Source organism: Polaromonas sp. AET17H-212, assembly GCF_002379085.1.
Lineage (GTDB): Bacteria > Pseudomonadota > Gammaproteobacteria > Burkholderiales > Burkholderiaceae_C > Polaromonas.
The window spans coordinates 57,988-82,503 of record NZ_NBZW01000008.1; the positions used below are offsets into that span (position 1 = coordinate 57,988).

The following is a 24,516-nucleotide window of genomic DNA, read 5'->3' on the forward strand; positions in this document are numbered from 1 at the left end:
TTTTTATAACTCTGGCTGTTTTCAGCAGATTCCCCAATTTTGCCCTCAAACCAAAGTCCCCTCGGCGCCCTGCCTTCGCGCTTTCGCCGCCAGCGTATTCTGATCATCGGCTGCGGCGACGTCGGCCTGCGTGTCGCACGCCAGCTGGCGCCGCGTGTGCGCCTGCTGGCCCTGACCTCGTCGCCCGAGCGCCGCCCTGAACTGCGCGCCCGGCACATCACGCCGCTGGCCGGCAACCTGGACCAGCCCGCGACCCTGCGGCGGCTGGCCGGGCTGGCCACCCGCGTGGTCCACCTGGCCCCGCCACCCGGCGAGAACCTGCCCGACTGGCGCCGCGACCCGCGCACGCTGGCCCTGCTGCGCGTTTTGCGCCTGCGCGGCCTGCCGCAAGCGGTGGTGTACGGCTCGACCAGCGGCGTGTACGGCGATTGCCAGGGCGAATGGGCCAGCGAAACCCGCCCCGTGAACCCGCACACGCCGCGCGCCTGGCGCCGCGTTGATGCCGAGTCGCAACTGCGCTTTTTTGGCCGTTCCAGCGGTGTGCGCGTGCACACGCTGCGCATTCCGGGCATTTACGCCCCCGATCGCGAGGGCGGCACGCCGCACGGCCGCCTGCTCAAGGGCACGCCGGTGCTGGCGCCCGCCGACGACGTGTTCACCAACCACATCCATGCCGACGACCTGGCACGCGCCTGCGTGGCGGCCCTGTGGCGCGGCAAACCGCAGCGCACCACCAATGCCAGCGACGACACCGAGCTGAAGATGGGCGACTACTTTGACCTCGCGGCCGACCTGTACAGCCTGCCGCGCCCGCCGCGGGTGGCACGCAGCACCGCGCAGGACGAGTTGCCTCTGATGCTGCTGAGTTTCATGAGCGAGTCGCGCCGGCTCGACAACACGCGCCTGAAGCAGGAGCTGAGGCTGCACCTGTGTTACCCCACGGTGGCACAGGGTTTGATGCTACAAAAAGAGTAGCTTTCTGCGCCGGCCGGGCAAGGGCGGGAGGTCATTTTCATTACAGTGAATAGGGCCCTGTTTTGCGCGCTTTTCAGCGCTATCCTGCCCGACCTTTCTTGCTACCGTGCATGGGTCTGGCCTCTCCCGCGTTTTGAGACGGAAGCGGCCCGCAGGAGGCGACACACATGCAAATCGACAACTGGAAAATCAGCACGCGGCTGGGGGCGGGCTTCGGCCTGGTCCTGCTGATGACGGGCGCCCTGGTGGCGGTGGGGCTGGGCGGCCTGGCCGGCGTCGGCGCGGCCAGCCGCGACATCACCGACCACGACTGGTCCCGCGCCGGGGCGACGGCGACGGCCAGCGCCGCGACCCAGGCGAACGCACGACGTACGCTGGAGCTCTTCCTGGCCGGTGATGCCGCGCAGGCGGCGGTGCTGCGGCAGCAACTGGCGGCCGGCGACAAAGCCGTGGCAGAAGCGCTGGCTGCGCTGGACCAAGGCAGCCCGCCGGCAGAAGAAAAAGCCCGGCTGGCGGACATTCGCAGCACGCGCGCCGCCCATGCGCTGGCCCTGGTCAATGTCACCCGGCAACTGGAGGCGGGCGAACGCGAGGCGGCCCTCCGCAGCTGGGGCGGCGAAGCCCGGCAGACGCTGGACCGGCTGCAGCAGGAGCTGCTGGCGTTGGCCGAACTGCAGACGCGCCAGGTCCGGGCGCGCGGACAGGTTGTTGAAAGCGACATGGCCGCGGCGCGCCGCTGGATGCTGGCGCTCGGGCTGGCCGCCTTGCTGGCAAGCGGCATCGTGGGCTGGCGGCTGGCGCGCAGCATTGCGCAGCCGCTCAATGAGGCGATCTACATTGCCGAAACCGTGGCATCGGGCGACCTCAGCCAGGAGTTTGCCACCGAACGTGGCGGTGATTTCGGCCGCCTGCTGGGCGCCCTGGGCGGCATGGAGGACACCCTGACCGATCTGGTCAGCCGCATCAAGGCCTCGACCGATTCGATCACCCTGGCGTCCCGGGACATCGCGGCCGGCAACGCCGACCTGTCGCGCCGCACGGAAGAGCAGGCTGCCTCGCTGGAGGAGACCGTCTCCAGCATGGAGGAGCTGACCGCCACGGTCAGGCTGAATGCCGGGCATGCCAGCACGGCCAGCGGGCTCGCGGCCAGTGCCTCGGACATTGCCGCACGCGGTGGCGAGGTGGTGGTCCAGGTGGTGGACACCATGGCCGCCATCAGCGGCAGCTCCAGGAAGATTGTGGACATCATCGCGGTCATCGAGGGCATCGCCTTCCAGACCAACATCCTGGCGCTCAACGCCGCGGTGGAAGCCGCGCGTGCCGGCGAGCAGGGCCGCGGCTTTGCGGTCGTGGCCAGCGAGGTGCGCGGCCTGGCCCAACGCAGTGCCGGCGCGGCACGCGAGATCAAGGCCCTGATTGCCGACTCCGTGGCGCATGTGGAGAACGGCTCCGAGCTGGTCGGGCAGGCGGGCCGGACCATGCAGGACATCGTGCAGGCCGTCAGGCGCGTCAGCAGCCTGCTCGAGCAGATTTCGGCGGCCTCGGTCGAGCAGAGCAAGGGCATCGAACATGTGAACCAGGCCATGGTGCAGATGGACCAGGCGACCCAGCAAAACGCGGCGCTGGTGGAGCAGGCCGCCACTGCCGCCGCATCGCTGGCCGAGCAGACCCTGCAGTTGCAGACGGCGGTGGACGAATTCAAGCTGGACGACGAGCCGGCATCGGGTCCGGGGCCGGGTCCCATGGCTGCGCTGGAGCTCCGGGCGAGCACCCACGGCCGGCCGCTGCTGACTGCCGTCGCACCTTAGATGCTACAAAATCAGGAGCTGGTGGCGCTTGTCTGTCAAGGGCTGAGGGCCGATTTGACCTGAAGCCTCAGATGCCGGAAGGTTTTTTCAGGGTCTGCAGGCGGTCCTGCGCCTTCAGCACAATGGTCTTGACGTCGGCACCCTGCAGCACCGTCAGGGCCACTTCCGCATCGGGTGCGGCCCGGTCCCAGAGTTTTTTGTAGAAGTCGGCCAGCGTCGCGACCTTGATGCCGTCCACCGCCAGCACCACGTCGCCGGCTTCCAGACCGGCCAGCTCGGCCGGGCTGTCCTTGCTGACGCGCACGATCTGGATGCGTCCGCCCTGGTCAATCGAGCTCAGGCCCAACCAGGGCCGGTGGCTTTGGGCGCTGGTGCCGGAACGCTGCATTTCAGCCAGGATGGGGCGCAGCAGGTCCACCGGCACAAACATGTTGCCGGGCAGGGGCCGGTTTTGTCCGCTGGCGTCCGCCACCAGCAGCGAGCCTATGCCCACCAGTTCCCCTTTCTGGTTGAACAGCGGCGCGCCGCTGTGATTGGCGCCGTTGCCCAGCAGGGGCGGGCTGGTGAACAGGGCCATGTCGATGTGGTATTCCCAGGTGCCGGAAAATGGACGTTTGCTGACCAGCCGTATCATGCTGATCTCGCCGTCGTCGCTGGTCTGCGGACCGGTCACGGCCATCAGCGCCTCGCCGGCTTGCAGGGTCAGGCTGCTGCCCAGCACCGCGACACTGACGCTGCTGTTGCTGCTGCCGGCGCGCAGGGGCAGCACGGGCCGCAGCAGGCCGAAACCGGTCGCCAGGTCGTAGGCCACGGCGCTTGCCGGCAGGGTCTTGTTGTCCTGCGTGACGATTTCAATCTGTTCGGCCTCCAGCATCAGGTAGCCAATGGTCAGGATCAGGCCATCCGGCGCAATCACCACCCCGGAGCCGCGGCGGAGTTGGCCCAGGGTCTCGGCCGACCGCGCCTCCTCGTCCACCAAGGCACGCACGCCGACCACCGAGGCGTTGGCCCTGGCCAGCGCTGCAATCATTTCCTGGGCGGTCGGCGGCTGGACGGTGGTCGCCAAGGCGGGCAGGGCCGCCAGCAGGACAGCCGCCCCGAAGGGCAGGGTCCAACGACGAAGTGAGCACATGACGGACTCCCGAAGCCGCAGAAAACACTGCGATTCAAGAATGCGCCTGATTCAATGCCGTGGCATTGCGCAGGGTCAAGTCACCCGGCACCCGCGCCTGGCTGCAAGGGGCTTACCAGCTCAGGCGCGCATGCACCCAGTGCGCGGCCGCCAGCAGACGGTGGTCGTCGCCAGGGGCGCCCACCAGCTGCAGGCCCACGGGCAGCCCGCGGCGGCCCCGGGCAAAAGGCAGGTGCACGCAGGGCAGGCCCAGCAGGGTCCAGGTCCGGCAAAACAGCGGGTCACCCGTGCCGTCCAGCCCGGCCGGGGCCTCGCCGATGCTGCTGGGGGCCAGCAACACGTCGTGTGATCCGAACAAGGCCTGCGCCTGGTGCCGCGCCTGCGCCGTTACCCGCAGGTTGTGCGCGTGGGTGTCACCCGCGATGGCCAGGCCAGCCGCAATCAGTGCCTGCAGGGGCGCACTGAGCTGGTCGCGATGCCGCAGGCGTTCATCGCTCAGGGAGCGCGCGGTCTCGAACGCCTGCACCTCTTTCTGCACGGCAACCAGGCCGGCCAGCTCGGGCGGCAGCGCCAGCGGCGCGCCGTGGCCGGCCAGCGCTGCTTCGGCCTGGGCCCAGGCCTGCTGGGTGTCCTCATCGGCCTGGGCCCACTCGGGTGTGCGGCAAAAGCCGATGCGCGGTGCGGCTGTTTGTGCAAACGCGGCGGGGTCGGCCAGCCGCGTATCGCCGGTCAGCACCGCGCCGAGCAGCGCCACGTCGCGCACGCTGCGCGCAAAGCCGCCCACCGTGTCCAGCGTTTCCGACAGGCTTTTGACGCCGGCCCGGGGCACGCGGTTGTGGCTGGGCTTGTAGCCGACCACGCCGCAAAACGCCGCCGGCCGAATCAGCGAACCGGCCGTTTGTGTGCCCAGCGCCAGCGGCAGCATGGCGTCGGCCACGGCGGCGGCCGAACCGCTCGACGAGCCGCCCGGCGTGTGCTCGGTGTGGTGCGGGTTGCGCGTGACGCCGGGGAACATGTTGGCCAGCTCGGTGGTCACGGTTTTTCCGAGCAGCACCGCGCCGGCCTCCCGGCACAGCGCCACGGCCGCCGCATCGGCCAGCGGCTGCTGGCCGGCATAAATGGGTGATCCGTAAGCGGTGGGCAGGTCACAGGTGTCGAACAAGTCCTTCACGCCAAACGGCAGGCCGTGCAGCAGGCCGCGCACCGGCCCGGCGTCGAGTTCGCGGGCCGTCGCCAGCGCGGCATCGGCGCCCAGCTGCACAAACGCCTGCAGCTGCGGCTCGCGTTCGGCAATGCGGTCCAGGCAGGCGCGGACCAGGTCCACGGCCTGGAGTTCGCGGCGTGCGAGCAGGCTGGCGGCTTGCCAGGCGTCGAGTTGGTGCAGGGGGGTGGTGGCGCGGGAGGAAGTCATGCCCGCCAGTATCCGTGCTTCTGCGCTTTTTGCGGGCAACGCCCACAAAAAAGGCCCCTCCCAAACTGGAAGGGCCTGTATCTGGTGCGCGGGGCCGGAATCGAACCCGCGAACGAAGTGCGCTTTGTCACTATCGCCCAGAGGCGGGCCGGTTCGGGAGAACCAAGCGACTGGTGTTCACAAGAGGGGGTGCGCGGGGCCGGAATCGAACCCGCGTACGAAGTGCGCTTTGTCACTATCGCCCAAAGGCGGGCCGGTTCGGGAGAACCAAGCGACTGGTGTTCACAAGAGGTGGTGCCCGGGGCCGGAATCGAACCGGCACGCCTTTCGGCGGGGGATTTTGAGTCCCCTGCGTCTACCAATTTCACCACCCGGGCAGGAAGAAGCAAAGAGGTAAATTATGGCACAGTGCAGGGTATGAATTATCCGACCATCGAAGACGCCATTGGCAAAACACCCCTGGTGGCACTGCAACGTATCCAGTCCCAAGCCAACACCCAACGCCACAACGTGGTCCTCGGCAAACTCGAAGGCAACAACCCCGCCGGCTCGGTGAAAGACCGGCCCGCGCTGTCCATGATCAAGCGCGCCGAGGAGCGCGGCGAGATCCGGCCCGGCGACACGCTGATCGAGGCCACCTCCGGCAACACCGGCATTGCGCTGGCCATGGCCGCGGCCATCAAGGGTTACCGCATGGTGCTGATCATGCCGGAGGATCTGTCGATTGAACGCGCGCAAACCATGAAGGCTTTCGGCGCCGAGCTGATCCTCACGCCCAAAAGCGGCGGCATGGAGCACGCGCGCGACCTGGCCGACCAGATGGCCAAAGACGGCAAGGGCCGCGTGCTGGACCAGTTTGCCAACCAGGACAACCCGCGCATCCACTACGAGACCACCGGTCCCGAGATCTGGGCCGATACGCACGGGAAAATCACGCATTTTGTCAGCGCTATGGGCACCACCGGCACCATCACCGGCGTGTCGCGTTTCCTGAAAGAGAAAAACCCGGCGATCAAGATCATCGGCGCGCAGCCCAGCGAGGGCTCGCGCATTCCCGGCATCCGCAAGTGGCCCGAGGCCTACATGCCGAAAATTTACGACCCCAGCCACATCGACGAGACCGTGCTGGTGAGCCAGCTTGACGCCGAAGACATGTGCCGCCGCTTGGCGCGCGAAGAGGGCATCTTCGCCGGCATCTCGGCCGCCGGCGCCTGCTGGGTGGCGCAGGAGATTGCCAAAACCGTGGAGAACGCGGTGATCGTGTTCATCGTCTGCGACCGCGGCGACCGGTATCTGTCGACTGGTGTGTTTCCGGCCTGATGTCCCTGCCGTTCAGGCTCAGGGCGAACGGTTTGGCCAGGGTTTGTATATAAAAAGTGGGCTGCCGCCCTTGTTCCACGGGTGCAGGTAGCTATCAAAAAAGAAGCAAAAAGGTTTGCATGTCATGAGCCAGGAATTCAAGTTTTGCCCCAGTTGCGCCACCCCGCTGGCGATGATTTCCCAGCTGGAAGACAGCGGCGAGACCGCACGCCTGCGCTGCCCGGCCTGCGACTACACCCACTGGAACAACCCGGTGCCGGTGCTGGCCGCGATCATCGAGCACCAGGGCAAGATCCTGCTGGCGCGCAACGCCGCCTGGTCCGGCAAGATGTACGCGCTGATCACCGGCTTCATGGAAGCCGGCGAAACGCCCGAAGGCGGCATCACCCGTGAGATCAAGGAAGAAACCAACCTCGACGTGACCGACCTCCAACTGATCGGCGTCTACGACTTCCAGCGCATGAACCAGATCATCATTGCCTACAGCGCCGTCGGCCATGGCGAAGTCAAACTCTCTCCCGAGTTGGTCGATTACCGGCTGTATGCCCATGAAGATGTGAAGTGCTGGCCGGCCGGCACCGGTTACGCCCTGGCCGATTTTTTGAAGTCCAGGGGTTTCGAGCCGGAGTTTGTGGAGTGGGCCAAGCGCGACTGATTCCCGCGGTTTGGCCAGGCGGGACGCATTCCGCTAGAATTTCCCTTGCTCCGGGGTGCAGCCCTGCTGGAAACGGCAGGGGTGGCTGAGATGGTCAGAACCAAACCCGCGAACTTGAATCGGTTCATACCGACGTAAGGAGAGCTGTCAGCAACCCGGTGCGGGACTGCCACATCTTTCGGAGCACTTGTTCAACAGAGCAACCGAAAGCGTGACCCATGGCTCCACCGGCGTTGATTGCTGATCTGCTGGCCTTCCTGGCCGACACCCACCCGTCCGACGAGGCCTTCGACCGGCAGGCGCTCGCGCTGTTTGCGCACCAGTTCCAGCACAACCTGCCGTTCCAGCGCTTTTGCCAGCAGCGCGGCAAAACCCTGCGCACCGTCAAGAGCTGGCGCGACATTCCCGCCGTGCCCATCAGCGCCTTCAAGGCCCTGACCCTGAGCTGCATTCCCGCCAGCGAAGCCGAGCGCACCTTCATGACCAGCGGCACCACGCAGGCCGAGGTCAAGGGCAAGCACCACCACCCCACGCTGGCCGTGTACGACGCGTCCATGATCCGCAATTTCCGCGAACGCTTCATGGCCGGCAGCGGCCGCATCCGCATGGGCATGTTGTTTCCGGACGAGACGCTGCTGCCGAATTCCTCGCTGGCGCATTACCTCGCGCTGGCCCTGCGCGAGTTCGGCACCGAAGCCAGCCACTACCTGCTGACGCAGCAGGGCCTGGACACGGTGCGCCTGATTGCCGAACTCGAGCGCGCGCAGCAGACCGGCGAGCCGTATGCGCTGCTGGGCGCGAGTTACAGCTTTGTGCACCTGCTCGACGAACTGCAGCGCCTGGGCAGAACATTCGCCCTGCCGGCCGGCAGCCGCGTGCTGGACACCGGCGGCTTCAAGGGCCAGTCGCGCGAGTTGTCGATGCAGGACTTTTATGCCCAGCTCTCGGCCACGCTGGGCATCCCCACCCGCCAGTGCATCAACATGTACGGCATGACCGAACTCAGCACGCAGTTCTACGACGACGGCAATGCGACCCTGCCCTCGGTCAAGTCGGGCCCGCACTGGATCCGCAGCCGCGTGGTCGAGCCGCTCAGTGGTGAGGAATTGCCGCGCGGTCAGCAGGGCATCCTCGCGCATTGCGACCTGGCGAACTTCAACTCGGTGACCACCATCCTGACCGAAGACGTGGGTGTGGCGGTGGACGGCGGCTTCTTGCTGCTGGGCCGCGCGCAGGGCAGCGCGGCCAAGGGCTGCTCGCTGGCGGTCGAGGAATTTTTGCAGGCGGCCGCGGCATGAGGCTGCTGCGCGAAACCGCCGGCTACCTGCCGGGCCTGCGCGCCGATGAGCTCGCGTGGCAGACGTTGGCCTTCGAGAGCACGGGCGGCCGCGTCGAGGTGGCCGTGCCGGTGCTGACCGAAGCGCAAATCATCGCGCTCACGCAGCGCGTGCGCAACGCCAGCCGCAGCTACCTCAAATCGCTGACGGTGGCGCAGATCGTGGACACCATAGACCGCGCCATCCACCGCCTGCTGGACCCCCAGGACCCGTGGCGGCGCAAGGCCGACAGCGTGTTGCCGCGGGTGACCGGTTACGACGCGGAGATGGTACGCCTGGGCTTGACGGGTTACCTCAAGACCTTCCGCAAGCCGCAACTGCTGCGTTTTCTGGCTGAAGACTTTGGCAACCCGCAACTGCTCGACGACTTTGTGCCGCGTCCCAAGGGCGGCTTCTCCAAGGCCTTCGGTCCCGATGTGGCGGTGCATGTCTGGGCCGGCAATGTGCCCGGCCTGTGCCTGTGGAGCCTGATTTCCGGCTTGCTGGTCAAGTCCGGCACGGTCGGCAAGGTGGCCAGCGCCGAGCCGCTGCTGGCCGGCTGGTTCGCGCAGCTGCTGGTCGAGATCGATCCGGGTCTGGCCGACTGCCTGGCCGTGGTCTGGTGGAAGGGCGGCGACGAGGCGCAGGAGAAAGTGTTCTTCGGCCACGCCGACCTGGTGTTGGCCTACGGCAGCAACGCGGCGCTGGCCGATGTGCGGCGCCAGGTGCCGGTCACCACGCGTTTCCTGCCCTTTGGCCACAAGCTCAGTTTCGGCCTGGTGGCCGCGTCCGCGCTCGATGCGCGCAAGGCGTCGCGGGCGGCTCAGCAGGCGGCCTACGACGTGGTGCGGTACGACCAGCAAGGCTGTTATTCGCCGCATGTGTTTTATGTGGCACGCGGTGGAAAAATCAGCCCGGACGAGTTTTCACGCTACCTCGCGCATGAACTGTCCGCCCTCGAAAAGAAATACCCGCGGCGCACGCTGAGCCTGGGCGAAGCGGCCGATCTCGCTGCATGGCGCCAGGCCGAGGAAATCCACAGCCTGTCGCCCGGCGGGCCGCAGGTGGCAGGCGAGGGCGACTGGACCGTGGTTTACCACCCCAGCCTGCAGCCGCTGGCGCCCGGCGCCCTGAACCGCACGGTGCGTGTGGTGGCGGTCGATCTGCTGGCCGACGTGATCCCGCTCCTGGGCCCGCACCGCGCCTTCTTGCAGACGGTCGGCGTGGCGGCCGCACCGCGCGAATTGTTCGGACTCGCCGAGCAGCTCGGCCGCGCCGGCGTCACGCGCATCTGCGCGCTCGGCCAGATGACGTCGCCCGAAGCCGGCTGGCACCACGACGGGCGCTTCAGCCTGCTCGACCTGGTGCAGATGGTGGACATCGACAGCTCGGCCGAAGCCGCAGCCGACATACTGGCGCCGTATGTCGACTGATACGCAGGCTTTTCTCGACATGCGCGGGGTCAGCTACAGCTTCCCGGCCTACCCGCAGGTGGTGAACCAGGTCGACTGGCAGATCGCGCGCGGTGAGGTGCACAGCCTGGTCGGCCGCAGCGGCTGCGGCAAGACCACGCTGCTCAAACTCGCGGCCGGCCTGCTGCTGCCCGACGCCGGTACGGTCACCGTCGATGGCCAGGCCTTTGGCAAGCCGGGCCGCCAGCTCGGCTTTGTGTTCCAGGCGCCGACCCTGCTCGAATGGAAAACCGTGCTCGACAACGTGCTGCTGCCGGTCGCCTTGCAGCGCAAGCCGCTGCCGGCGGATCGCACGCGTGCCGACGAACTGCTGGCGCTGATGGGCCTGTCCGGCCTGGGCCGGCGTTTCCCGACCGAGCTGTCGGGCGGGCAACAGAGCCGCGTCGCGATTGCGCGCGCCTTGCTGCTGGCGCCTTCGCTGCTGCTGCTCGACGAGCCGTTTGCGGCGCTGGACGCGATCACGCGCGAGGAACTGCAGGACGACTTTCTGCGCATCTGCCGCCTCGCACAGACCACGGTGTTTTTTGTCACGCACGACATCAGCGAAGCGGTCTACCTGGCCGATCGCGTGGCCGTGATGGCCGACGGAAAAATCACCGACGACCTGGCGGTGGACCTGCCCTGGCCGCGCGGGCGCGAGCTGCGTTACGGCGCCCCTTTCAACGCGGTGTGTGCGCAGGTGCGGCGCGCCATGGACGGAGGGGACACATGCTGAGCCGTGTGATGCTGGGACGGTTTGCAAGCCTGGGCCTGTTCGTGGCCATCGTGCTCGGCTGGGAGGCGCTGGCGCGTGGCGCGCATGTCTCGGCGCTGGTGCTGCCCGCGCCCTCGGTGATCGGGGCGGCGCTGTGGAGCGGGCTGCGCAGCGGCTACTTCTGGCCGCACCTGCTGCACACCGGGACCGAGCTGGTCCTGGGACTGGCGCTCGGCTGCGCCGCTGGTTTTCTGGGTGGCTTCGTGCTGGGCGAGTCGGCCTTTCTGCGCCGCGTGCTGTTTCCGTACGTGCTGGTCAGCCAGGTCGTGCCCAAGCTGGCGCTGGCGCCGCTGTTCATTGTCTGGTTCGGCTTCGGCATGACATCAACAGTGGTGATCACCGCGCTGATCTGCTTTTTTCCGCTGATGGAAAACACGCTGACCGGCCTGCAGCAGGTCGAGCCGCGCAAGCTCGAGCTGTTCCGCATGCTGGGCGCCACGCCGATGCAGACCCTGCTGCGCCTGAAGATTCCCTCGGGCCTGCCGGTCGTCATGGCCGGTTTTCGCGTGGCGGTGGTGCTGGCGCTGGTCGGCGCGGTGGTCGGCGAGTTCATAGGCGGCAGCAAGGGCCTGGGCGCGCTGATCATCGCCTCGCAGGCCATGATGGACACGCCGCTGATGTTCGCCGTGCTGCTCTTGATCACCGTGCTGGGCCTGGTGATGTATCAATTGGCGATTGGCCTGGAACGCCTGCTGCTCTGGCCGCATTTAAAAGAAAACTCAAAGGACTGACATGTACCCCTTCACCTCTCTTCTTCGTACCCTCGCCGCTGCCCTGCTCCTGACCGCTGGCCTGGCCCACGCCGCCGACAAGGTGGTGGTGGCCGGCTGGAGCCAGCCCATCACCGAGATCACCAACCTGCTGGTCGAGGAGGACAAAGGTTTCTTCAAGGCGCGCGGCATCGAGCTCGGCTACGTGCCGGGCGCGGGCGGCGGCGACGCGATCCGCAACATGCTGACCGGCCAGGCCACGGTGGCTTTCACCGACCCCGGTTCCTTCTTCGCCGCGCTCGACAAGGGCGAAAAGCTGCGTGCGATCTACGACATCTACCCGCAGAACGTCTTCAACGTGGTCGCGCTCAAATCCAGCGGCATCACCCGGCCGTCTGACCTCAAGGGCAAGAAGATCGGCGTCTACAGCCTGTCCAGCGGCACCCGGCAAAACCTGCTGGTGCTGCTGCAGCAGGCCGGGCTGACCGAGGCCGACGTGACCATCGTCGTCACCGGCCTGCTCAACTTCGCGCCGCTGATGCAGGGCCAGGTCGATGCGACCGCTGCGACCGACACCGGCCTGCTGGTCGGCCGCTCGAAAGGCTTGGCCGATGTCAACGTGATGGCGGTGCGCGACCACCTGAACATTTCCAGCGACCTGTTTGTGGTGACCGAAGCCACTTACCAGACGAAGAAGGACGTGCTCAAGCGCTTTCTCGCCGGCTACCGCGACAGCATGGCCTGGATGATGGCCAACCCGGACGAAGCCGCCGCGCTGGCCGTCAAACGCGCCATCGACGGCAAGAACCCGGCGATGAACCGCGAGATCATCAACCTGCGCAACGCCGCCAGCGTTTCAGCCGTCACGCAGGCGCGCGGCCTGGGCGCGCTCGACATGGCCATGTTCCAGAAAGCCGCCGACAGCTACAAAAAACTCGGCATGATCCAGCGCGAGATCAAGGCCTCGGACGTGGTCATGCAGGACCTGCTGCCGGCAAAGTAAGAAGTAAGAAGGAGTGGCCATGAAGTTCAAGGGCAAGGTGGTGCTGGTCACCGGCGCCGGGCGCGGCATAGGCGCGGCGATTGCGCGCGGCTTCGCGCGCGAGGGCGCGGCGGTGGTCATCAACTACCTGCAGGACGCTGCCTCGGCCGAAGCCGTCGCGAATGAATGCAAGGCACTGGGTGGCGACGGCTGGGCGCTGCAGGCCGATGTCAGTTCGCAGCCTGCCGTCCATACGATGGTTGCCCAGGTGCTGGCCGAGATGGGCCGCATCGACGTGCTGGTCAACAACGCCTTTGCGTCCTACAGTTTCGACCCCGAGCAGCGCAAGCTGTTCTGGGAGCTGGACTGGGCCGACTACCAGCGCCAGATTGACGGCGCGGTGCGCGCCACCTTCAACGTCTGCCAGGCCGTGCTGCCGCATTTCAAGCAGCGCAGCCAGGGTGCCATCGTCAACCTCGCCAGCGACCTGGTCGAGCGCCCCAGCGTGCCCTACCACGACTACAGCACGGCCAAGTCCGCCCTGGTCGGCTTCAGCCGCAACCTCGCGGCTGAACTGGGTCCGCTGGGCATACGCGTCAACTGTGTGGCGCCCGGCCTGGTCTACCCGACGGCCGCCAGCCGGCAGACGAAAGAAGAAGTCCGCGACCTGCTGACCGCCCAGACCCCGCTGCGCCGCATCGCCACCCCCGACGACGTGGCCGGTCCGGTGCTGTTCCTGGCCTCCGACTGGAGCGGCTTCATGACCGGACAGACCCTGTTTGTGGATGGCGGGCTGGTGATGCGCTGATTGGCCGAAGTTTCAAGACTTTTGGGCCTCCAGCCCATGTCTTTCTTGCGTGAGTAGCTATTAAAAATATAGCAATTTTGAGGGCGCCATCCGCGCTGTGTTGGCGCTCCCGCCTACACATGCCAGCCGCTGCGACGCCTAAGCTCGAAATTTCCTTCGGCAAGAGAGTCCCACATGGCAAACAGTTTGATTGAACAGATACTGGCAGGCGTTTTGTCCCATGCCACACGCGGTCGCGGCCAGCCCGGTGCGGAGAGCCCATCGCTGGACGGGGGCGCCGGTGGCGGCCTGGGTGACTTGCTGGGCGGAATGCTGGGCCGCGGTCGTGCGCCGGCGGGTGCCGCCACGGAACGCAACGCTCCGTTGGGCGGTGGCGGCGGCGCGCTGCTGGCCATGCTGTTGCCCCTGGCCATGCAGTGGGTGCAGCGCAATGGCGGCCTGGGCGCGGTGCTGGGCAAATTCCAGCAAAAAGGTTACAGCCAGCAGGCGGCGTCCTGGGTGTCGACGGGTGAAAACGAAGCCATGCCGCCGCAGGCCATCGACGACGTGGTGGGGCTGGGCGAACTGTCGCGCCTGTCGCAGCAGCTGGGCGTGCCGCAGCAGGAGGTGGCGGACGGCTTGGCGCAGATTCTCCCCGAGGTGGTGCACCAGCTGACGCCACAGGGCGAGGTGGCCGGCGACACCGACGCCGTGTTGACGGAGGGCATGTCGGAACTGCAGGCGCTGCTCGGCCGACTGGACGCTCGCTGAGTGTGCCTGGGCGTGGGGTGGTGATGCGGTGAGCCGCTTCGGCTGCATGCCTTTTTTTGCCCTAATCCCATAACTGGCAGGCGTGAGCAGCTATTTAAACAGGAGTAATAGGCTTCAGATGCGGCTCCGCGAGAGCCTCCTCAAATTGGCTCCCCCCCTTCGTTCAGAATGTTCAGATAAGCGTCGTAAACAAAAATACGGTTGCGGCGTTGCCCGGTCAGTTCACGGGCAATGCCCAGGCTCACCAGGGCTTGCATGGACTTGGAGGCGGTGGGGAATGTCATGCCCGCTTCCTGACAGAGTTGTCTCAGACTGCAAAGAGGGCGGCTGCGCAGCGCCCCGAGTACGCGCTGCGCATTGGCCGCACCGCGCCCGATCACCTGGCTGCGCTGAATATCCTGCTGGAACAGCGCCGCCAGCCGCTGTGCGGTTTGCACCGCGCCAGTGGCAGTTTGTTCCACACCCTCCAGAAAAAAATCCACCCAGGCTTCCCAGTCGCCGTGGGTACGCACCCGATCCAGCAACTCGTAATAAGTGGCGCGGTGCTGCTTGAAATACAGGCTCAAGTAGAGCAGCGGCTGCGCAAGCAAGCCGCCGTCGTGCAGCAGCATCGCAATCAGCAGCCGGCCCAGGCGGCCGTTGCCGTCGAGAAAAGGGTGAATGGTTTCAAACTGCACATGCGCCAGAGCCGCTTTGAGCAACACCGGACTGGACTCGGTTTGTCCCTGGTCGTGGATAAAGTTTTCCAGCGCCGACATGCAGGGCTCGACCTGCTGGGGCGGCGCCGGCACAAAACGGGCGTTGCCGGGGCGGGTACCACCAATCCAGTTCTGGCTACGGCGAAATTCTCCGGGTGCCTTGTCGCTGCCGCGCCCGCGTGCCATCAGGTGCTCATGCATTTCACGTAGAAGCCGGTTGCACAGTGGAAAGCCTTCGCGCAAGCGAGTCATGCCGTGCTCCAGCGCTGCAATGTAATTGGATACCTCCACCACGTCGTCAAACGGCACGCCGGGCAACTCGTCCAGTTCAAACAGCAGGAGATCGGACAGCGACGATTGCGTGCCCTCGATCTGTGACGACAGCACCGCCTCCCGCCGGACATAGGCATAGAGAAAAAGCTGGGGATCGGGCAGCAACATGCTGACGCTGTCCAGCCGTCCGACCGCCAGCGTGGCGCGTTCCAGCAAGCTTTGGCGGGTGCCAGTTAAATGCAGCGGGGGAGCCGGGGGCAAAGGTGCAGGTACAAATGCCTGAACGGTTTCGCCGCCGGCTACGCTGGCGGTGTAAGTCCCTGTTGCGTTACGAAGCATGGCGTTTCCTTGAATAAGGATTGTATTTATTAAAGAAAATAGCATTATTATTTAATATGATGCCAAATGGAAGCTCCCCTGACTCTTAATTCCTGGCTTGGGCGCACGCCCGGGCCATTTTTTCGGTCCGGATGACCAGCGCTTTCGGGTTGCTGGTGGGGCCGATGCGGTAATCACAATCACGCCAGAGCGGTCCGACAGCTCGGGGCAAGGCAGGCCGTTGACGAAGGCAATACCTTTGGCTTCCCGCGCCCTGCCAGCTTCACCAAAGCGGTTGTCGGCGTAACGAAAAAAATCAGGCCTAGAACGGGTGTAAAAAATTCAGAAGGTTTGAGGCCGGTATTGGCCCATAACTGGTCGGCTGCGGCCTACAGGCGGTTTTCAACTGCCACGAGATTTGAAGCCGTGTCGCCCCTGTGTGTCTGAATCGCTTGTATTCTGACGGAGCAAGTTAAGGGGCTGGAGTCGTTCCACATCTGTCTGCTGGATCGACACATCGTCGCCATGTGTCGATTTTTTCGGGTTTTATCGACATGACGCATACGGGATGGCCGCCCGCATTGGCCTGGGGGGGGGGGCGGAAGGGGCGGAATTTTAAGTGTTTTTGACATCCAGCCCTTATTCCACGTGCACAAGCAGCTATCAAAAAAGTAGCTATTGGCGGCTGCCGGTTGATGGTCGGCAGGCGCCCGCCCCGGAAGGCTTGCGATTCCCGCCGCGGCGTGGCCCGGCGGCACCGGCCCGCCTTGGTAAACTACGCGTCTGCCTTTGTAGCTCAGTGGATAGAGCGATCCCCTCCTAAGGGATAGGTCGCAGGTCCGATTCCTGCCAAGGGCACCATCTTTTTACGCTGTCGTGACGATCAGGTGCTGAACGGCTAGGCCGCTTCAGGCCGCGTCACTTGGACAGCAGGCGCATCGCCTCTTCCAGCCCCTTGATGGTTAGCGGGTACATGCGCTGGTTCACCAGCTGCTGGATCACACTGATGCTCTGACGGTACTGCCAGACGCCTTGCGGCTCGGGGTTGATCCAGACGAATTTCGGGAAGGCATTGGTCAGCCGCTGCATCCACTCGGCGCCGGCTTCCTCGTTGTTGTATTCGACGCTGCCGCCCGGCTGCAAAATTTCATAGGGGCTCATGGTCGCGTCGCCCACAAAGATCAGCTTGTAGTCCTTGTTGTACTTGCGGATGATGTCCCAGGTCGCGAACTTCTCGCTGAAGCGGCGGCGGTTGTTCTTCCACATGAAGTCATAGACGCAGTTGTGGAAGTAATAAAACTCGATGTGCTTGAACTCGGTCTTGGTGGCCGAGAACAGTTCTTCGACGCGGCTGATGTGTTCGTCCATGGTGCCGCCCACGTCCATCAGCAGCAGCACCTTCACGTTATTGTGGCGCTCGGGCACCATCTTGATGTCCAGCCAGCCGGCGTTGGCCGCGGTGGAGCGGATGGTGTCGTCCAGGTCTAGCTCTTCCACATGGCCTTCACGTGCGAACTTGCGCAGGCGGCGCAGTGCCACCTTGATGTTGCGCGTGCCCAGCTCCTGGGTGTCGTCGTAGTCCTTGTAGGCGCGCTGGTCCCAGACTTTCACCGCGCTTTTGTTGCGGCTTTTCTCCTGGCCGATGCGAATGCCCTGCGGGTTGAAGCCGTTGGCGCCAAACGGCGAGGTGCCGCCCGTGCCTATCCATTTGCTGCCGCCTTCGTGGCGTTCCTTCTGTTCTTCAAAACGTTTTTTCAGCGTTTCCATGAGCTCGTCCCAGCCCATCTTCTCGATCTTGGCCTTGTCTTCGGGGCTGAGTTCGAGCTCCAGGTTCTTGCGCAGCCATTCCAGTGGAATGTCCTTGGTGAAGTCGGCAATCATCTCCACACCCTTGAAGTAGGCCGCAAAGGCGCGGTCGAACTTGTCGTAGTGTTTTTCGTCCTTCACCAGCACGGTGCGGCTCAGGTAATAGAAGTCGTCGATTTTGTACGCGCCTGCGCCGATCTCGCCGTCCTCCCCCTTGCCGCTGTTGGGCCCGACCACGCCGGCCTGCAGCGCCTCGAGCAGCATCAGGTATTCCTTGACCGAGACCGGCAGCTTGGCCGAACGCAGGGTGTAGAAGAAGTCGATCAACATGGTCGGGCTCCCTTCATGGCTTCGATGGACGCGGCTTGTCCAGCAGGTAGAGGAGTTGCGCCTTCACTTCCGGCCACTCGCCGGCGCGCAGGCTGTACATCACCGTGTCGCGAATCGTGCCGTCGCGCCGCAAGGCGTGGCCGCGGATCACGCCGTCTTTTTGGGCGCCCAGGCGTTCGATGGCGCGTTGCGAGGCGAAGTTGAAATTGTCGGTGCGCCAGCCCACCACGTGGCAGCCCAGGGTCTCGAACGCGTGGGTGAGCATCAGCAGCTTGCAGGTGGTGTTGACGTGCGTGCGCTGGCAGCGCGCGGCGTACCAGGTGTAGCCAATCTCGACACGTTTCACGGCCGGCAAGATGTCGTGGTAACTGCTGCTGCCCAGCACGGTGCCGCTGGCGGCGTCGCGCACCGCAAAGGCAAAGCGGTGGCCGGCGTCGCGGGCCTGGAGCGCGTCCCCGATGTAGGCGTGGGTCTGGTCCGGTTCGGGCACCGAGGTCACGCGCAGCTTCCAGAGCTCGCCGTCGGCGGCCGCGGCGCGCAGGCCGGCTTCGTGATCCAGTGCCAGCGGCACCAGCTCCACGCCGCGCCCGGAAAGAATGACGGCTTGCACAAAACTCATGTGTCTTTGCCCTGTTTTTTGGCCTGCGCACGGCGCCAGCGCCGCGCGATCTGCAGCCCCAGACCACCGCCCAGGCCGACCAGCACGATGCCGCCTATGGCGCTGTTGCCGTAACCGGCGGCAAAAATGTCCAGGCCGAACAGCCGGCCCAGCCAGAAGCCGAGCAGCGCGCCGCCGACAAACCCGACAGCGTCGGACAGGCCTTCGACCAGCAAGTTGCGGTTGTCGCTTGCCATGGCTTGTCTAGCGGTTGTGGCGTTGCATGAACACCAGTTTTTCAAACAAGGTGACGTCCTGCTCGTTCTTGAGCAGCGCGCCCACCAGCGGCGGCACGGCGACCTTGTCTTCCTTGCTTTGCAGCGCTTCCAGCGGAATGTCTTCGGCGACCAGCAGCTTGAGCCAGTCCAGCAGTTCGCTGGTAGACGGCTTTTTCTTCAGGCCGGGCAGGTTGCGCACGTCGTAAAAGGTTTTCATGGCCGCGGCCAGCAGTTCTTTCTTGAGGCCGGGGAAGTGCACGTCGACGATCAGTTTCATCGTGTCGGCATCCGGGAACTTGATGTAGTGGAAAAAGCAGCGGCGCAAGAAGGCGTCGGGCAGTTCTTTTTCATTGTTCGAGGTGATGAAGACCAGCGGCCGGTGTTTGGCCTTGATCAACTCGCGTGTCTCGTAGCAGTAGAACTCCATGCGGTCGATCTCGCGCAGCAGGTCGTTCGGGAACTCGATGTCGGCCTTGTCGATCTCGTCGATCAGCAGCGCGACTGGCTCGTCGGCCGTGAAGGCCTGCCAGAGCACGCCCTTGATGATGTAGTTGTGGATGTCCTTGACCTTTTCGTCGCCGAGCTGCGAGTCGCGCAGGCGCGACACTGCGTCGTATTCATACAGGCCCTGCTGCGCCTTGGTGGTGGACTTGATGTGCCACTGCAACAGCGGCAGTTGCAAGGCTTCGGCCACTTCCTCGGCCAGCATGGTCTTGCCGGTGCCGGGCTCGCCCTTGACCAGCAGGGGCTTTTTCAGGGTGGCGGAGGCGTTGACGGCGAGCATCAGGTCCTGGGTGGCGACGTAGTTTTTGGAGCCTTGGAATTTCATGATGGACAGGAGGTGTAAACGGGAAGAGGAGTGAATCTGCGTTGATTCAGCCGGGGCAGGACCGGGCCGCGGCAGGCATAGATATAATCAGCGGTTGTTTTTTATAACAAATTCTCTTCTGATTGTGCGCGCAAAATGACCAAGCTGTTCACCACCATATTCGCCCTGGCTGTCTCATTTGTGACGGTTTCCGCCCATTCCCAGGACATCAAGGGTGATGTCAAGGCCGGCGAAACCAAAAATGCCATGTGTATCGGCTGCCACGGTATCAAGGGTTACCAGGCCAGCTTCCCCGAGGTCTACAAAGTCCCCATGATTTCCGGCCAGAGCGCCAAGTACATTGACGCCGCCCTGCATGCCTATAAAAAAGGCGAGCGCAAACACCCCACCATGCGCGGCATCGCCGAGTCGCTGAACGACCAGGACATTGCCGATCTGGCCGCGTATTACGCCCAGCATGGCGTGACCGAAGGCGCAGCCGCCGCAGCACGCACCGCCAAAACGCCCAGCCCGGCCGTCGCTGCCTTGCTGGGCAAGGCCAATTGCGCCTCCTGCCACGGTGCCGACTTCAGCAAGCCGATCGACCCGTCCTACCCCAAGCTCGGCGGCCAGCATGCCGACTACCTGTTTGTGGCGCTCAAGGCCTACAAGGTCGAGAACAACCCCAAGGTTGGCCGCGGCAACGCCATCATGGCTGGCATGGCCAAGCAGTACACCAACGCAGAACTCAAGCAGCTGGCCAGCTACCTGTCCTCCGTCGAGGGTGACCTGAAAGTGGTTCCGCAGAGCAAGTTCCGCTAAACGGTTTCGCTCCTGCAAAAAAGCCGCTGATTTCAGCGGCTTTTGTCATTCCGTGGTCAGTCTTTAGTGGCTTGGCGCTGCACGCAGGCGATGTAGGCGTCGCCGTCGGGCGGGCGCCCGGCGCGCTGGCTTTCCCAGACCATCTGGCCCAGGCAGTCCATGGCTTCATGGTGGGCGTCGTGCAGCGAATTGCGCCGGGCGGTCAGCAACTCGACGGCCTGCCGGATGCCGCGCGGCTGGTCAATCGAACACTGCTCGCTGATCGACAGGTGCATGGACAGGTGGAGGAAGGGGTTGGTCTTGCCGCCTTCCACGTCGTACATCTTGTCCAGCGCCGCATCGGCATCGGCAAAGTCGGCGTGGTACTCGGGGTGTTCGTCCAGCCACTGGCTTGCTATGGTTTCAATAGCTTCCAGCGGTTGCCCTGAGCGGGCCTTGGCATAAACGGAGCAGAAAAAACGACGGACGTCGGCTTGCGTAGGCGTGAACATGGCTCAAGCGTAGCATGGGGCCTGTGGTGGCTGCCGCTGTGGTGTTTTCGGGACGCGAAAAGGTCCGTCGGCAATGTCCTACGGCCCTGCGGGGCCTGATCGGCTAGATTACCCCCACGGCAGCGTGATCCCGGCAAGCGCGCGCCGGCATACCCATCATCCGGCGAGGAGAACTTCATGAATGCAATCAGAATCACAGGCATTGTCCTGATCGTGCTTGGCCTGGCCGGCTTTTTCACCGGCGGTTTCAGCTTCACCAAGGACACCACCAAAGCCAACATCGGCCCCATCCAGCTGACCGTGCAGGAAAAAGAGTCGATCAATGTGCCCCAGTGGCTCAGCATTGGCGCGATTGTCCTCGGCGCCGTGGTGCTGGTCATGGGTTCCCGCAAGTCCTGAACAGCCCGTCGGGTCATGGCCCGATCAGGTGCGTTGAACGCTGAGCAGACGTGAAATCGTTTGCGCGGCGGCCAGCAGGGCCGGCAGCATGCTGTCCTGCATGGCCCTGGCGCTGGTCCGGTTGGCCTGCCCGCTGATGTTCAGGGCCGCCACCCTCTTGCCCTGCCGGTCCAGAATCGGCGCGGCCATGGACACCAGGCCTTCTTCCAGCTCCTGGTTCACCAGGCACCAGCCCTGCTTGCGCGTCTGCGCAATTTTCTGGCGCAGGGTGTCCAGGTCCGTCACCGTGTGGCGGGTGAGCGGCGCCAGTCCGGAGGCTTTCAGGCAGGCCAGGGCTTCGTCTTCCGGCAGGCCGGCCAGCAACACGCGGCCCATGGACGTGCAGTAGGCCGGCAGGCGCGAGCCGACCCCCAGCGTGATGCTCATGATCTTGTGGGTGGCGACACGCATCACATACACAATGTCCGTGCCTTCCAGCACCGCGGCAGAACACGACTCCCCGACTTCCTCAGCCAGACCTTCCATCACCGGTTCGGCCAGGTTCCAGATCGGCATGGACGACAGGTAGGCAAAACCCAGGTCCAGGATGCGCGGGGTCAGGGAAAAAAGCTTGCCGTCACTGACGACATAGCCCAGCGTCTGCAGGGTCAGCAAAATGCGCCGTGCACCGGCGCGTGTCAAGCCGCTGCGTGCCGCCACCTCGCTCAGCGTCTGGCGCGGCGCCTGCGCGCTGAAAGAACGGATGACCTCCAGCCCGCGCGCGAAGGACTGGACATAACTGTCGCCCGGCGCGGGAGCGGGCCGGCCATCAGGACCCGAAGGGGATGCAGCAATTGCCATGGGTGCGGAAATCTCCTAAAATTCATTATACGAACATTTGTTCTACATAAGAACAAATTCAAGGCATGTGATTTTTCCGGTGGAGACCGCTTCATGATCAACAAGACAGCCCGGTCGGTGGCCGAGGCGCTGGCCGGCGTGCAGGACGGGGCCACCGTGCTGATCGGCGGTTTCGGCACGGCCGGCATCCCGAACGAACTGATTGACGGGCTGATTGCGCAGGGTGCGAAGGACCTGACCGTGGTCAACAACAACGCCGGCAATGCCGACACCGGTCTTGCCGCGCTGCTCAAGACCGGCCGCGTGCGCAAGATCATCTGCAGCTTTCCGCGCCAGACCGACAGCTACGTTTTTGACGAGCTCTACCGCGCCGGCAAGCTTGAGCTGGAGCTGGTGCCACAGGGCAACCTGGCCGAGCGCCTGCGCGCGGCGGGTGCCGGCATAGGCGCGTTTTTCTCCCCGACCGGGTTCGGCACCGAACTGGCAAAACATGCCGATGGTTCGCCCAAGGAAACCCGCGAAATCAATGGCCGGCACTACGTGCTGGAAATGCCGATTTACGGCGACGTGGCGCTGATCAAGGCCGAGCGTGGCGACCGCTGGGGCAACCTGGTGTACCGCAAGGCGGCGCGCAACTTTGGCCCGGTCATGGCGACGGCGGCCAAACACACGGTGGCGACTGTCCACGAGATCGTGGCGCTCGGCGCGCTGGACCCGGAGCACATCGTGACCCCCGGCATTTTTGTGCACCGGATCGTCAAAATTGACCGTGTCGCCACGCAGGGCGGCGGCTTCAAACAGGCAGCCTGACATGACCTACCAGAAACGCAGCAAAGACCAGCTCGCCGCCCGCGTGGCACGCGACATCCATGAAGGGGCCTACGTCAACCTGGGCATCGGCATGCCGACGCAGGTCGCCAACCACCTGCCCGAAGGGATCGAGGTCATCCTGCAGAGCGAGAACGGCATCCTCGGCATGGGGCCGGCCCCTGCCGAGGGGGACGAGGACTTCGACCTGATCAATGCCGGCAAGCAGCCGGTGACCCTGCTCAAGGGCGGCTCGTATTTCCACCATGCCGACAGCTTTGCGATGATGCGCGGCGGCCACCTGGACATCTGCGTGCTTGGTGCCTTTCAGGTTTCAAGCACCGGCGACCTGGCCAACTGGAGCACCGGCGAGCCCGGCGCCATTCCCGCCGTGGGCGGCGCCATGGACCTGGCCATCGGGGCCAGGCAGACCTGGGTCATGATGGACCTGCTGACCAAGAAGGGCGAGAGCAAGGTGGTCCAGACCTGCAGCTACCCGCTGACCGGCATAGCCTGCGTCAAACGCATCTACTCCGACCTGGCCACCCTGGAATGCACGCCGCAAGGCCTGCGGCTGGTGGATAAAGTCGAGGGGCTGGCGCACGACGAGCTGGAGAAGCTGGTCGGCCTGCCCATCGCGGTGTAAGGCCGCGAAAATTTCCGTTCCGGCCTAGCCTGTCCAGGCCCTTTGATAACCCATCTGTGAGAACGACCATGACTCCCCAAGCTTTTATCTGTGACGCCATCCGTACCCCTTTCGGCCGTTACGGCGGCGCGCTCAGCAGCGTGCGCACCGACGACCTGGCTGCCGTGCCGCTGAAGGCGCTGATGGCACGCAACCCCAACGTCGACTGGCTGGCCGTCACCGACATGATTTACGGCTGCGTGAACCAGGCCGGCGAAGACAACCGCAACGTGGCCCACATGGCCACGCTGCTGGCCGGCCTGCCGCTGGAGCTGCCGGGCGCCACCATCAATCGCCTCTGCGGGTCGGGCATGGACGCGGTCGGCACGGCGGCCCGCGCCATCAAGGCCGGTGAGGCCCGCATGATGATTGCCGGTGGCGTGGAGAGCATGAGCCGCGCGCCGTTTGTGATGGCCAAGGCCGAGAGTGCCTTCAGCCGCGCCGCGCAGATGTACGACACCACGATTGGCTGGCGCTTCGTCAACAAGCTGATGAAGGAAAAATACGGCACGGACGCCATGCCGGAAACCGCTGAAAACGTGGCGGCCGAGTACAAGATCAGCCGCGAAGACCAGGACAAGATGGCGCTGGCTTCCCAGCTGAAGGCGGTGGCCGCGCAGAAGTCGGGTTTCTTCGACGCCGAGATCACGCCGGTCACCATCGCCCAGAAAAAAGGCGACCCCGTTGTTGTCAGCAAGGACGAACATCCGCGCGAAACCTCGCTGGAGGCGCTGGCCAAACTCAAGGGCGCGGTGCGGCCTGACGGCAGTGTCACGGCGGGCAACGCCTCGGGCGTCAACGACGGCGCCTGCGCGCTGCTGATTGCCAACGAAGAGGCGGCGAAGCAGAACGGCCTGACGCCACGCGCGCGCATTGTCGGCATGGCGACGGCCGGTGTGCCACCGCGCATCATGGGCATCGGCCCGGCCCCGGCGACCGAAAAAGTGCTGGCACTGACCGGCCTGAGCCTGGCGCAGATGGACGTGATCGAACTCAACGAGGCCTTTGCGGCCCAGGGCCTGGCGGTGTTGCGCCTGCTGGGCCTGCAGGACGACGACGTACGCGTCAACCCGAACGGCGGCGCGATTGCGCTGGGCCATCCGCTGGGGGCCTCGGGTGCGCGCCTGGTGACCACGGCGGTCAACCAGCTGCACCTCACCGGCGGCCGTTACGCGCTGTGCACCATGTGTATCGGTGTCGGACAGGGCATTGCGCTGGTGATCGAACGCGTTTGACAGGGTTGAACTGAACGCTCAAGGCGGCCAGGCCG

The 24,516-nt window shown here is 64.9% G+C and carries 25 protein-coding genes, 2 tRNA genes and 1 riboswitch; of the genes, 17 read left to right on the forward strand and 10 right to left on the reverse strand.

The genetic code is table 11. The features are described from left to right. Positions 1 to 39 precede the first annotated feature (39 nt). Positions 40 to 975, forward strand: a complete 936-nt coding sequence (locus B7G53_RS08645) for an SDR family oxidoreductase (RefSeq protein ID WP_096666541.1) — start codon at positions 40 to 42, stop codon at positions 973 to 975. Between the two features lie 167 nt (positions 976 to 1,142). Continuing rightward, a complete protein-coding gene (locus B7G53_RS23325) occupies positions 1,143 to 2,783 on the forward strand; it encodes a methyl-accepting chemotaxis protein (protein ID WP_096666543.1) in 1,641 nt (546 codons plus the stop codon). A gap of 67 nt (positions 2,784 to 2,850) precedes the next feature. Here the strand turns inward: B7G53_RS23325 and B7G53_RS08655 are convergent, their stop codons facing one another. The 3 genes from B7G53_RS08655 to B7G53_RS08665 all read right to left on the reverse strand — a co-directional run bounded on the left by B7G53_RS08655 (position 2,851) and on the right by B7G53_RS08665 (position 5,703). Then, positions 2,851 to 3,915 (reverse strand): S1C family serine protease, encoded by a 1,065-nt coding sequence (locus B7G53_RS08655; RefSeq protein WP_096666546.1) that lies wholly within the window; start codon positions 3,913 to 3,915, stop codon positions 2,851 to 2,853. 112 nt (positions 3,916 to 4,027) lie between these two features. Continuing rightward, the gene (locus B7G53_RS08660) at positions 4,028 to 5,326 is read right to left on the reverse strand and encodes an amidase (protein WP_096666549.1); all 1,299 of its coding nucleotides are present in this window, start codon (positions 5,324 to 5,326) and stop codon (positions 4,028 to 4,030) included. A 292-nt stretch (positions 5,327 to 5,618) separates the two neighbouring features. Beyond that, a tRNA-Leu gene (locus B7G53_RS08665) sits at positions 5,619 to 5,703 on the reverse strand. Between the two features lie 40 nt (positions 5,704 to 5,743). On the opposite strand from B7G53_RS08665, the gene cysM reads away from it, so the two are divergent. The 9 genes from cysM (at position 5,744) to B7G53_RS08710 (ending at position 14,093) form a co-directional block, all read left to right on the forward strand. Next, positions 5,744 to 6,646 (forward strand): cysteine synthase CysM, encoded by a 903-nt coding sequence (gene cysM, locus B7G53_RS08670; RefSeq protein WP_096666552.1) that lies wholly within the window; start codon positions 5,744 to 5,746, stop codon positions 6,644 to 6,646. Between the two features lie 124 nt (positions 6,647 to 6,770). Beyond that, positions 6,771 to 7,301 carry an NUDIX domain-containing protein gene (locus B7G53_RS08675; protein ID WP_096666555.1) on the forward strand — a complete coding sequence of 177 codons (531 nt, stop codon included), beginning with the start codon at positions 6,771 to 6,773 and terminating at the stop codon, positions 7,299 to 7,301. A gap of 41 nt (positions 7,302 to 7,342) precedes the next feature. Next, positions 7,343 to 7,459, forward strand: a riboswitch (TPP riboswitch). 60 nt (positions 7,460 to 7,519) lie between these two features. After that, the gene (locus tag B7G53_RS08680) at positions 7,520 to 8,599 is read left to right on the forward strand and encodes a LuxE/PaaK family acyltransferase (protein WP_096666558.1); all 1,080 of its coding nucleotides are present in this window, start codon (positions 7,520 to 7,522) and stop codon (positions 8,597 to 8,599) included. Further along, on the forward strand, positions 8,596 to 10,050 hold the full coding sequence (locus B7G53_RS08685; protein WP_176491316.1) for an acyl-CoA reductase: 1,455 nt from the start codon (positions 8,596 to 8,598) through the stop codon (positions 10,048 to 10,050). The genes B7G53_RS08680 and B7G53_RS08685 overlap by 4 nt, the downstream gene beginning before the upstream one ends. Continuing rightward, positions 10,040 to 10,804 carry an ABC transporter ATP-binding protein gene (locus tag B7G53_RS08690; protein WP_096666561.1) on the forward strand — a complete coding sequence of 255 codons (765 nt, stop codon included), beginning with the start codon at positions 10,040 to 10,042 and terminating at the stop codon, positions 10,802 to 10,804. Before B7G53_RS08685 ends, B7G53_RS08690 begins: the two co-directional genes overlap by 11 nt. Beyond that, a complete protein-coding gene (locus tag B7G53_RS08695; protein ID WP_217992603.1) occupies positions 10,798 to 11,574 on the forward strand; it encodes an ABC transporter permease in 777 nt (258 codons plus the stop codon). Before B7G53_RS08690 ends, B7G53_RS08695 begins: the two co-directional genes overlap by 7 nt. Position 11,575: 1 nt before the next feature. Further along, positions 11,576 to 12,556: an ABC transporter substrate-binding protein gene (locus B7G53_RS08700; protein ID WP_096666564.1), complete on the forward strand. Its 981-nt coding sequence runs from the start codon at positions 11,576 to 11,578 to the stop codon at positions 12,554 to 12,556. A gap of 19 nt (positions 12,557 to 12,575) precedes the next feature. After that, complete coding sequence (locus tag B7G53_RS08705; RefSeq protein WP_096666569.1) at positions 12,576 to 13,343, forward strand: 3-oxoacyl-ACP reductase; 768 nt, start codon at positions 12,576 to 12,578, stop codon at positions 13,341 to 13,343. A 174-nt stretch (positions 13,344 to 13,517) separates the two neighbouring features. Further along, positions 13,518 to 14,093: a YidB family protein gene (locus tag B7G53_RS08710; RefSeq protein WP_096666572.1), complete on the forward strand. Its 576-nt coding sequence runs from the start codon at positions 13,518 to 13,520 to the stop codon at positions 14,091 to 14,093. Between the two features lie 140 nt (positions 14,094 to 14,233). Here the strand turns inward: B7G53_RS08710 and B7G53_RS08715 are convergent, their stop codons facing one another. Further along, a complete protein-coding gene (locus tag B7G53_RS08715; RefSeq protein WP_255249950.1) occupies positions 14,234 to 15,448 on the reverse strand; it encodes a Fic family protein in 1,215 nt (404 codons plus the stop codon). A gap of 719 nt (positions 15,449 to 16,167) precedes the next feature. On the opposite strand from B7G53_RS08715, the gene B7G53_RS08720 reads away from it, so the two are divergent. Then, positions 16,168 to 16,243: transfer RNA gene (locus tag B7G53_RS08720), tRNA-Arg, on the forward strand. Positions 16,244 to 16,300: 57 nt separating this feature from the next. Here the strand turns inward: B7G53_RS08720 and B7G53_RS08725 are convergent. The 4 genes from B7G53_RS08725 to B7G53_RS08740 are packed head-to-tail and all read right to left on the reverse strand — an operon-like array spanning position 16,301 to position 19,223. Beyond that, complete coding sequence (locus B7G53_RS08725; RefSeq protein WP_096666579.1) at positions 16,301 to 17,518, reverse strand: vWA domain-containing protein; 1,218 nt, start codon at positions 17,516 to 17,518, stop codon at positions 16,301 to 16,303. Between the two features lie 13 nt (positions 17,519 to 17,531). Further along, entirely contained in the window at positions 17,532 to 18,137 is a 606-nt protein-coding gene (locus B7G53_RS08730) for a GNAT family N-acetyltransferase (protein WP_096666582.1), read from the reverse strand. Beyond that, positions 18,134 to 18,373, reverse strand: coding sequence for a hypothetical protein (locus B7G53_RS08735; RefSeq protein WP_096666585.1), 240 nt, complete (start codon positions 18,371 to 18,373; stop codon positions 18,134 to 18,136). Before B7G53_RS08735 ends, B7G53_RS08730 begins: the two co-directional genes overlap by 4 nt. A 7-nt stretch (positions 18,374 to 18,380) precedes the next feature. Beyond that, on the reverse strand, positions 18,381 to 19,223 hold the full coding sequence (locus B7G53_RS08740; RefSeq protein WP_096666588.1) for an AAA family ATPase: 843 nt from the start codon (positions 19,221 to 19,223) through the stop codon (positions 18,381 to 18,383). A 135-nt stretch (positions 19,224 to 19,358) separates the two neighbouring features. Between B7G53_RS08740 and B7G53_RS08745 the strand changes: the two genes are divergently transcribed. Continuing rightward, a complete protein-coding gene (locus B7G53_RS08745) occupies positions 19,359 to 20,024 on the forward strand; it encodes a c-type cytochrome (protein ID WP_096666591.1) in 666 nt (221 codons plus the stop codon). A gap of 56 nt (positions 20,025 to 20,080) precedes the next feature. Here B7G53_RS08745 and B7G53_RS08750 read toward each other — a convergent pair whose 3' ends face one another. Next, entirely contained in the window at positions 20,081 to 20,515 is a 435-nt protein-coding gene (locus B7G53_RS08750; protein ID WP_096666594.1) for a DUF1841 family protein, read from the reverse strand. Positions 20,516 to 20,692: 177 nt separating this feature from the next. On the opposite strand from B7G53_RS08750, the gene B7G53_RS08755 reads away from it, so the two are divergent. Further along, positions 20,693 to 20,914 carry a hypothetical protein gene (locus B7G53_RS08755; protein ID WP_176491317.1) on the forward strand — a complete coding sequence of 74 codons (222 nt, stop codon included), beginning with the start codon at positions 20,693 to 20,695 and terminating at the stop codon, positions 20,912 to 20,914. 24 nt (positions 20,915 to 20,938) lie between these two features. Here B7G53_RS08755 and B7G53_RS08760 read toward each other — a convergent pair whose 3' ends face one another. Beyond that, on the reverse strand, positions 20,939 to 21,754 hold the full coding sequence (locus B7G53_RS08760) for an IclR family transcriptional regulator (protein ID WP_096666598.1): 816 nt from the start codon (positions 21,752 to 21,754) through the stop codon (positions 20,939 to 20,941). A gap of 93 nt (positions 21,755 to 21,847) precedes the next feature. Between B7G53_RS08760 and B7G53_RS08765 the strand changes: the two genes are divergently transcribed. The 3 genes from B7G53_RS08765 (at position 21,848) to pcaF (ending at position 24,481) form a co-directional block, all read left to right on the forward strand. Next, positions 21,848 to 22,564 (forward strand): 3-oxoacid CoA-transferase subunit A, encoded by a 717-nt coding sequence (locus B7G53_RS08765; protein WP_096666601.1) that lies wholly within the window; start codon positions 21,848 to 21,850, stop codon positions 22,562 to 22,564. A gap of 1 nt (position 22,565) precedes the next feature. Further along, positions 22,566 to 23,207: a 3-oxoacid CoA-transferase subunit B gene (locus tag B7G53_RS08770; RefSeq protein WP_096666604.1), complete on the forward strand. Its 642-nt coding sequence runs from the start codon at positions 22,566 to 22,568 to the stop codon at positions 23,205 to 23,207. 68 nt (positions 23,208 to 23,275) lie between these two features. After that, positions 23,276 to 24,481 carry a 3-oxoadipyl-CoA thiolase gene (gene pcaF, locus B7G53_RS08775; RefSeq protein ID WP_096666607.1) on the forward strand — a complete coding sequence of 402 codons (1,206 nt, stop codon included), beginning with the start codon at positions 23,276 to 23,278 and terminating at the stop codon, positions 24,479 to 24,481. Positions 24,482 to 24,516 lie beyond the last annotated feature (35 nt).

What these genes read in the sequence shown, in the direction of transcription:
- B7G53_RS23325 (WP_096666543.1), top strand. Translation starts at nt 1,143, where the DNA reads ATGCAAATCGACAACTGGAAAATCAGCACGCGGCTGGGGGCGGGCTTC.
- B7G53_RS08655 (WP_096666546.1), bottom strand. Translation starts at nt 3,915, where the DNA reads ATGTGCTCACTTCGTCGTTGGACCCTGCCCTTCGGGGCGGCTGTCCTG.
- B7G53_RS08660 (WP_096666549.1), bottom strand. Translation starts at nt 5,326, where the DNA reads ATGACTTCCTCCCGCGCCACCACCCCCCTGCACCAACTCGACGCCTGG.
- cysM (WP_096666552.1), top strand. Translation starts at nt 5,744, where the DNA reads ATGAATTATCCGACCATCGAAGACGCCATTGGCAAAACACCCCTGGTG.
- B7G53_RS08675 (WP_096666555.1), top strand. Translation starts at nt 6,771, where the DNA reads ATGAGCCAGGAATTCAAGTTTTGCCCCAGTTGCGCCACCCCGCTGGCG.
- B7G53_RS08680 (WP_096666558.1), top strand. Translation starts at nt 7,520, where the DNA reads ATGGCTCCACCGGCGTTGATTGCTGATCTGCTGGCCTTCCTGGCCGAC.
- B7G53_RS08685 (WP_176491316.1), top strand. Translation starts at nt 8,596, where the DNA reads ATGAGGCTGCTGCGCGAAACCGCCGGCTACCTGCCGGGCCTGCGCGCC.
- B7G53_RS08690 (WP_096666561.1), top strand. Translation starts at nt 10,040, where the DNA reads ATGTCGACTGATACGCAGGCTTTTCTCGACATGCGCGGGGTCAGCTAC.
- B7G53_RS08695 (WP_217992603.1), top strand. Translation starts at nt 10,798, where the DNA reads ATGCTGAGCCGTGTGATGCTGGGACGGTTTGCAAGCCTGGGCCTGTTC.
- B7G53_RS08700 (WP_096666564.1), top strand. Translation starts at nt 11,576, where the DNA reads ATGTACCCCTTCACCTCTCTTCTTCGTACCCTCGCCGCTGCCCTGCTC.
- B7G53_RS08705 (WP_096666569.1), top strand. Translation starts at nt 12,576, where the DNA reads ATGAAGTTCAAGGGCAAGGTGGTGCTGGTCACCGGCGCCGGGCGCGGC.
- B7G53_RS08710 (WP_096666572.1), top strand. Translation starts at nt 13,518, where the DNA reads ATGGCAAACAGTTTGATTGAACAGATACTGGCAGGCGTTTTGTCCCAT.
- B7G53_RS08715 (WP_255249950.1), bottom strand. Translation starts at nt 15,448, where the DNA reads ATGCTATTTTCTTTAATAAATACAATCCTTATTCAAGGAAACGCCATG.
- B7G53_RS08725 (WP_096666579.1), bottom strand. Translation starts at nt 17,518, where the DNA reads ATGTTGATCGACTTCTTCTACACCCTGCGTTCGGCCAAGCTGCCGGTC.
- B7G53_RS08730 (WP_096666582.1), bottom strand. Translation starts at nt 18,137, where the DNA reads ATGAGTTTTGTGCAAGCCGTCATTCTTTCCGGGCGCGGCGTGGAGCTG.
- B7G53_RS08735 (WP_096666585.1), bottom strand. Translation starts at nt 18,373, where the DNA reads ATGGCAAGCGACAACCGCAACTTGCTGGTCGAAGGCCTGTCCGACGCT.
- B7G53_RS08740 (WP_096666588.1), bottom strand. Translation starts at nt 19,223, where the DNA reads ATGAAATTCCAAGGCTCCAAAAACTACGTCGCCACCCAGGACCTGATG.
- B7G53_RS08745 (WP_096666591.1), top strand. Translation starts at nt 19,359, where the DNA reads ATGACCAAGCTGTTCACCACCATATTCGCCCTGGCTGTCTCATTTGTG.
- B7G53_RS08750 (WP_096666594.1), bottom strand. Translation starts at nt 20,515, where the DNA reads ATGTTCACGCCTACGCAAGCCGACGTCCGTCGTTTTTTCTGCTCCGTT.
- B7G53_RS08755 (WP_176491317.1), top strand. Translation starts at nt 20,693, where the DNA reads ATGAATGCAATCAGAATCACAGGCATTGTCCTGATCGTGCTTGGCCTG.
- B7G53_RS08760 (WP_096666598.1), bottom strand. Translation starts at nt 21,754, where the DNA reads ATGGCAATTGCTGCATCCCCTTCGGGTCCTGATGGCCGGCCCGCTCCC.
- B7G53_RS08765 (WP_096666601.1), top strand. Translation starts at nt 21,848, where the DNA reads ATGATCAACAAGACAGCCCGGTCGGTGGCCGAGGCGCTGGCCGGCGTG.
- B7G53_RS08770 (WP_096666604.1), top strand. Translation starts at nt 22,566, where the DNA reads ATGACCTACCAGAAACGCAGCAAAGACCAGCTCGCCGCCCGCGTGGCA.
- pcaF (WP_096666607.1), top strand. Translation starts at nt 23,276, where the DNA reads ATGACTCCCCAAGCTTTTATCTGTGACGCCATCCGTACCCCTTTCGGC.